Annotated in this window: 8 protein-coding genes; 6 read left to right on the top strand and 2 right to left on the bottom strand. The window is 37.7% G+C overall.

The genetic code is table 11. The features are described from left to right. The first annotated feature begins 457 nt into the window (after nt 1-457). Complete coding sequence (locus H0U71_03160; protein MBA2654050.1) at nt 458-1,060, top strand: outer membrane beta-barrel protein; 603 nt, start codon at nt 458-460, stop codon at nt 1,058-1,060. A 151-nt stretch (nt 1,061-1,211) separates the two neighbouring features. Here the strand turns inward: H0U71_03160 and H0U71_03165 are convergent, their stop codons facing one another. Beyond that, nucleotides 1,212-1,490, bottom strand: coding sequence for a hypothetical protein (locus H0U71_03165; protein ID MBA2654051.1), 279 nt, complete (start codon nt 1,488-1,490; stop codon nt 1,212-1,214). An 82-nt stretch (nt 1,491-1,572) separates the two neighbouring features. Here H0U71_03165 and H0U71_03170 point away from each other — a divergent pair, with 82 nt between their 5' ends. Beyond that, on the top strand, nt 1,573-2,832 hold the full coding sequence (locus H0U71_03170) for a beta-lactamase family protein (protein MBA2654052.1): 1,260 nt from the start codon (nt 1,573-1,575) through the stop codon (nt 2,830-2,832). 221 nt (nt 2,833-3,053) lie between these two features. Further along, the gene (locus tag H0U71_03175; GenBank protein MBA2654053.1) at nt 3,054-3,461 is read left to right on the top strand and encodes a peptide chain release factor-like protein; all 408 of its coding nucleotides are present in this window, start codon (nt 3,054-3,056) and stop codon (nt 3,459-3,461) included. Nucleotides 3,462-3,666: 205 nt separating this feature from the next. On the opposite strand, the gene H0U71_03180 is transcribed toward H0U71_03175, so the two are convergent. Beyond that, nucleotides 3,667-4,596 carry a LysR family transcriptional regulator gene (locus H0U71_03180; protein ID MBA2654054.1) on the bottom strand — a complete coding sequence of 310 codons (930 nt, stop codon included), beginning with the start codon at nt 4,594-4,596 and terminating at the stop codon, nt 3,667-3,669. Between the two features lie 142 nt (nt 4,597-4,738). Here H0U71_03180 and H0U71_03185 point away from each other — a divergent pair, with 142 nt between their 5' ends. The 3 genes from H0U71_03185 to H0U71_03195 all read left to right on the top strand — a co-directional run bounded on the left by H0U71_03185 (nt 4,739) and on the right by H0U71_03195 (nt 7,110). Continuing rightward, nucleotides 4,739-5,407, top strand: coding sequence for a DUF1857 family protein (locus H0U71_03185; protein MBA2654055.1), 669 nt, complete (start codon nt 4,739-4,741; stop codon nt 5,405-5,407). A 197-nt stretch (nt 5,408-5,604) separates the two neighbouring features. Continuing rightward, nucleotides 5,605-6,456, top strand: coding sequence for a prohibitin family protein (locus tag H0U71_03190; protein MBA2654056.1), 852 nt, complete (start codon nt 5,605-5,607; stop codon nt 6,454-6,456). Between the two features lie 90 nt (nt 6,457-6,546). Then, complete coding sequence (locus H0U71_03195; protein MBA2654057.1) at nt 6,547-7,110, top strand: AAA family ATPase; 564 nt, start codon at nt 6,547-6,549, stop codon at nt 7,108-7,110. The last annotated feature ends 194 nt before the right edge of the window (nt 7,111-7,304 follow it).

Below are 7,304 nucleotides of genomic sequence, written 5' to 3' on the forward strand. Positions count from 1 at the left end.
GGATCCAGCATCTGATTTGGATCCCGCGAATAAATCGCGGGACGACGTGGGGGGTGGGTCGCGGGACGACGTGAAGGGATGGATCCCGGGACGATGGTAAGTAGAACCAATTTTTTGTCCAGCATACTACCGTTATTTAGGCTGTATTGTTATCTCTATTCAATATTGCTATAAGCTTCAACTTTGTACTTTCTAATACATCGTTTGGCAAAATTCTGCAGGAGTGCATCCTTTATCAAGTGGTCTACCAAGATATAAAATGAATCAAATACTAAATGATCGAACAAATTAAGGCAATTATGGACTATCGCGGCAAGAAAAATTGTTAACGAAATGATAAATGATTTATGTACTTAACTTGAAACTATTAGATGGACGCGACTTAATGCAAAGTCAAAAGGAATAACATGGAGTTTAAAAGGAGGGAATAATAAATAAGTAACATCGAGGATTCATTATGCGTAGTAAAAAAAGTTTAATTATTGCATCCACATTTCTTTTAAGTATAAGTTCAACCAGTTTTGGTTATTCAACTTATTTTCAAAACAACACTGGATATTATTGTGGCGGGCAACTTGGGCTTGCGGATGTCCATGAAAGAGAGTCAGACTTGTACTTCTCTAACTCTTCAATTGCAGATAAAGGATTAGCTGGACGAATATTTTTTGGAGTAGATCTTTCTCCTAATATTGGTTTTGAAATTGGAATTGCGCGATATTCAGATGTAACTATTGAGGATAGGTATTCAAAAATGCAGTTTTCACAATTATCCGTTGATGTTCTTGCAAAATTTTCAGCCCCAGTTGATCGTGATTTGAGTTTTTATGCAAAGGCCGGCGTTGCGGGTGTGAGTCAATATAATTTTAAATTTGGCTCCCGAAATGGATTGGAAAGTTTAGAAGGTTGTGATAGTTACTCTCGTCCCCTAGTAGGTGTAGGCTTGGCTTATAGTATTAATCCTAGAGCAAAATGCGATATTGGAGCATATCATATCTTTGGAGAAGGTTATCTGGAAGACATAAATTTTTTAGGTGCTGGAGTTGCATTTAGAATAGGTTAATGATTATCTGGCCAGTGCGATTGCACTAAATTGACTAAATTACGTTACATCATGGCTGCATATTTTAATATGTAGCCTGATCTGAAACGAAAAACGTCACGCTAAATTAATTCTAAAGTAGAGGTAGCTAGTTGATGATAAATTTATATCATCAGTTATGATTCATTTTATTAATCCAATAATCAGGATCAGAAATTTTATCGTCATTATGAGTAACATTTTGAATAAAGAAAGAGGTAGAAATAGGCATAATAAGAGTGTTTCGACCAAAATTATCGCTATTACTTTCTAAATAATTCACCTCGCTCGCCAGATTAATGACCGCCCGAAAGCCACTTGTCTTTGCACCGCTTTTTAATAGTAATTTTCTTAAGGGGTCAGTTAAGGGGTCAGATATCAAATTGCAATAGGTGTATTTTTCAGTCATCATATTGTTGAACTAATTCTGATATAACAAGTGTAGTATTCGCATTTTGATATCTGACCCCTTTGCTTTTAACGTTAAGGCATTTATGAAAATATATTTATCTATCCTAAATTCAGCTTTTTTATCATTGATATTATTTTCCTCTAATGGGTATGCTCACGCTTCTGAAACCCCCCAGCCTAATCAGAATTTAAATACAAAAATACAAAATGTAGTTGAGCGAAATCGCATTAAATTTGACCTATCCGCTTTGGCTGTAAGTGTAAAATTACCTGGCAAGCAGTCTATTCATGATTATGTCAGCGGTAGCACAATGCGGCAAGGTGGTCTTAAAATAAGTGAGAGTAATTTATTTCAAATAGGTAGCATTACCAAATCATTTATTGCGGCAATTATTTTGCAATTAGAATCAGAGGGAAAAATTGATATTAATTCTTCTATGGGTGTGTGGTTTTCGCAGTATCCTAATTGGCAATCAGTCACCGTAAAACAGTTGCTGAATCAAACAAGTGGCATTTATAATTATTCGGATACTCCAGGCTTTTTTTCTAATCTTATTAAACATCCATCGAGAATCTTGAAGTGTGAAGAACTTGTTAAACTTGCCTATCAGCATCAACCCAATAGTTACTTTCCAATTGGAGAAGGCTGGCATTATTCAAATACAAACTACATATTAGCTGGAATGATTATTGAAAAAATCACCGGCCACTCATTAAATGAGGAAATAAATAGACGGTTGTTACTCAAAAAATTGCACAATACCTTCTACCTCCCTTACCCAAAAATAGTGCTGGGTCGTTTAGTGCATGGTTATAATGACGCTCAATCTATCTCACCTCAACGCGCCAACCTACCACTGCACACTGATATTACAGGAATAGGTATGTCATGGGCGGGTGCCGCCGGTGCTCTTATTTCCAATTCGCATGACATAGCCCTTTGGACAAAATCGTTATTCGATGGTACGACACTCCAACCCAAACAATTGGCTGAAATGCTAACGTTGGTGTCAATGAAAACAGGACAACCTGTAGAGCGTTCACGTGGCACAGGTTATGGTTTAGGGGTTGGCTCTAATATCGGTGAACTTCCATTCAATAAAAAATATGGCAAAGTTTATGACCATTCCGGCGGCACATTAGGCTATAGCGCATATTTTATTTATTTACCTTGCTATGATCTAATTATTACTTTCACGGCGAATGCAACTGTTAAAAGCACCGATAAGCTGGAGCAGATAATTAACGATGTAATTGCAGTTGTACTAAAATCAGATGAGTGGCAAGAATATAAGAAAAAACATAGATTTCCATCGTATTGTCTTCATAGTTTAGGGCGCTGAGCTAGATAACATAGCCAGAATTAATCTGCTTAAATATCTGGAAGAAAATGGAATAACCCTAATGAACGTTGATTATGTTCCAATAAATCCTACCACGAGTTATTTATGACAGAGATGATGAGGTAAGATTATTGCTAGAGCGAGGAACATGAGGTCAAGTCTTGATGTGATTGGCTGCAATAATCAAGATTTGACACATGCAAACGTTAAGGAGAAATAGTTTGATAAAGATTGAAAAGTGGGAACAATTACGTTTGTGGATGCAACATCTTGATATTTCAGAAGATGATCTTCGCGAACAATTTATCATCGGTTCAGGACGAGGCGGTCAGAATCTACAAAAAACCTCATCTTGCGTTAACCTGTTTCATACGCCAACTGGCATCACAATAAAATGTCAGCAAACTAGATCACGAGAAACAAATCGTTACTATGCTAGACGAAGGCTGTGTGAAAAAATTGAACAGCGGACTCTCCTCGAAAAAAGCAAGAAACAACAAGAAATCGAAAAAATAAAACGTCAAAAGCGACGACGTTCTGCTAAGGCTAAACGAAAGGTTCTTCAAAACAAGCATCATCGTTCTGAAATAAAAGAAATTAGGAAAAAGCCAAAACACAACGAACACTGAAAGTGTGAACCTATAACTGTATCAAATGAATCACAACTCATTTTTGACCTCGATTCGCTCAAAAGAATTAAACTGATCATAAGAAAGTGTGCCTATCCGGGCGCGCCAAAATTGGTCTTTTTTTCCTCGTGAAGAAATGTATTTCAATTCGAACTTGACACCAATTTTGTAAGAGGAAATAACATGCCCCCAGCATGTTGCCATTTCATTTTAATCTACTTTCCAAACCCGGCCCCAGTAGGCCTCGTTTGAAGGACTTATCAGTGATTTGCTCTACTAGCCATTTAAACCCTTTGCCGGCATTCTCTTTGTTCCATCCAATATAGCAGATACTGGTGGGCTGAGTTCTTTCAACTTGTTTAATAATTAACCGACCCTGCTCTATGTCATCTTTGATATGATTATAAGGTAAGAAACCGACGCCTAATCCTTTTATTTGAGCTTGCTTTTTTAACTCTAAGCTAGAAAACGTGATCCGATACTGTTCGGGCAATAATCCAGTTGAAGTTGTGTGAGGAATAGTACGAACAGAATCGCGTGCCACAATTGCAGAGTACAACTTAATTTTTTCCATGGGGATAGGCTCTTTTGCTTTAGCTAATGGATGAGAAGGCGAAATTGCAAACACAAAATTAGTTTTGCCTAACGGTTCATAAACAAATTCACTTCTATAAGATAAGGGTGCTGAAAGACCAATGGCAATATCTGCACGATTATGTATTAAAGCTTCCGCGCATCCACCTAGAACTTCGCTGTACACTTCTAAGTTTATCGTGGGGCATTCTTGTTGGAATTTCTTGATCAGATTTAATAGAGGTTCGATATTGATGATTTCATCATAAGCAATCCGTAAAATTGATTCCCAGCCTAGGGCCTCACGTTTAACATTTTGTTCAATTTGATCGCTTATATTAAGAAGTTGCCGTCCTTGCTCTAATAGTAAGCGGCCACTGGGTGTTAATTCAGCGCGTCGTCCAATACGATTAAACACTTTTATGCCTAAACTGTTCTCTGCTTTGCGAATAGTATAACTGAGAGCGGAACGGACCTTATGTAATTCTACTGCTGCATTCTCAAACGTACCATTTCTATCAATGGCGTCTAATATTTGGATTAACTCAAGTGTTATATTCATTGTTTAAAATATCTGACCAATCTGTTAAAAATATTTTACTTATTTAATGATAAATATTCAAGTATCCTTACAAATTCATGATCTACCGGATGGTAAATCAGTCAAATATTTTAACCAATTCTACCAATATTGAGGAATTATTATGTTTTTTAAACCCGAAAATAACCAAGCAAACAGTGATTATGAAAATGCAGAAGCTAAATATCTCGCACAGATATTTAGACGTGTGGAGGATATCAACTTCGTATTACAAAAAAATGCTGATGCCAATCCGTTCGATAAGAGTTCTCTTACAAAAAATGAAGCTTGGAGAGGATTCAAATGGAAAGCAGAAACCCCCCATAAATATATTCCTGTTACTGAAACTGCAATTATCCCTGATTCTCAAAAACTAACTTCTTACGGTGAATCTTTCACAAGATTAACTATCCAACCCAGCTTTGTAACAGGCAAATACGTGGTGGTTAAAGAAGATATACATATTTTCGAGAAAGCTAATAGGATTTTATTTCTTGGGGTGGAGGTTGATCCGTTAGAAGCAGAGCAATATTTACTAGGGTTTAAACCCGAGCTCTTAACCGAAAAGCCAGCTCTCTTTCATGTGGAGCACGCAATTACCGGGACCGAAGAACAGCCCATTGCTACCTGGCAGATGATAAGACTTTGTGACAGACCGCTGACAGACCCTGATGAAGCGGAAACCGTTAAGAAGATTAGAGATCTAATATCGGGTAATACTGGCATCAGAATTTATATGCAAACAATTAAGCAGTTGGAAGACGAACAGGCTCCAAGAAACGATATGAACTAGGGGTGGGTAGGGCTTGAGAGTGGATAGTTAATGATATGGCTTCATTGGCACACTTTTAAGCTTCTTTTTTACTGCAAATTTATAAGAGCTAGTTTATTCTAATTTGGTTAGTAGTGCTGCTTTCGGGGTAGGGCTAAGTTTGCACGACCCCCCTGTCTTTCCAACGTGCGTATTATTTTTAATAAAAGGAAATTGCGATGTCTGACCCCGTTATGAAATTTAAAAATCTGAAAATTCCGCTAGAAATAGATAAAAAGGTAATTCTAATTGGGATTATTGTTGCTATTTTTATTCTATTCACTGCTAGTGTCGGGATTGTTGGTGCAGGTCAGCGCGGCGTCTTGTTACGCTTCGGAGCGGTGACGGGAGTAATCAAAAACGAAGGTCTGTACTTCAAAATTCCATTTGTAGAACAGGTTGTCCTGATGTCAACACAGATTCAAAAATACTCTGCTCTCGCCACCGCTTCCAGTAAGGATTTACAGGTGGTGACCACGGAAGTCACCTTAAACTACCAGTTAGACCCCAATAAAGTGGGGGAAATTTATCGTTCTATGCGGCAAGATTATGAGGCACGTGTCATCCAGCCATTTGTCCAGGAGGGCGTCAAATCTACCGCAGCCAACTTCGACGCCGAGCAATTGATCACACAAAGGCCCCGAGTGAAAGCGGATCTTCAAAATTTGATATCTAAAAGACTAGCTCTTTTGGGTATCACGGTTGTCGAGCTTTCTATTACCGATTTTCGGTTCACAAAAGTGTTCCAAGATTCCATCGAAGCAAAGGTCAAAGCGGTTCAACAAGCCCTTGAAGCAGAAAACGCATTGAGGCGCGTAGGGTTTGAGGCGCAACAGGCGATCGTCAAGGCTACAGCCGAAGCTAAGGGGCTTGAACTCCAAAAAGCACAGATATCCGAGCAATTACTTGAGCTGAGAAAGATCGAGGTGGAAAGAGCAGCCGTAGATAAATGGAATGGGGTAATGCCATCTGTAGTGACAGGAGGGGGACCAGTCCCAATGTTAGATGTGTTTCGTCCTCATACGAAGTAAAGTACGATCCCAAGTTTGGTGCGCAGCGATTCCAATGGAAAAGTGGAAGTTGCGCAACCCAAAATGAAATATTTCAATGAGGTAAATTCCATGCGTATTGCTGTTTCTGGCACTCATTTTATTGGTAAGAGCACGCTTATTGAAGATTTTATAAAAAACCATCCTAATTATAAATTTGAACTCGAGCCATATTATAAATTACAAGATGAGAAGACAATGGAGCTGTCATTAGAATCTAATCTTGATAGCCTAAAAGAACAATTAGACTATAGCATTAACCTTTTAAATAAATGCGCAAGTGAACAAAATATCATTTTTGACCGATGTCCTGTTGATTTCATAGCCTATGCTATGTGTGCGCTAGATAACGATGCTATTGACATTAACGATAGTGAAATTTCAGAAAGATTTCCCGATATTAAAGCAGCGTTGAATAATTTAGATTTAATTGTATTTTTGCCTATCGCAAAAGAAAATTCTATTGACTATACCGAAGAAAATCCTGCTTATCGTAAAGCAGCTGATAAATGTTTTAAAAAAATATATCGAGATGATATTTGCGATTTATTTCCGAGATATAATCATCCTAGAATTGTAGAAATTTCGGGTGATCGTATGGCGCGTCTAAAAAACTTAGAAAGCTATTTAATTTAATTAAGTAAGACCATCGCATGATAGTAAATGATGTATTTCCCCCTCTCCCGCGTAAATTACTAAATTCCTGTGTGACCGGCACATAGGTAACAAAAGTGGCCGGACACATCGGTAACATTAATCTACCATAAGTTTATTAACTTTAAGCATTTTTTCATTGAAGATAGCCAAAGGCATAAAAGAGAAATGTAAAA

This window comes from Gammaproteobacteria bacterium (assembly GCA_013697705.1).
GTDB lineage: Bacteria > Pseudomonadota > Gammaproteobacteria > UBA6002 > UBA6002 > UBA6002.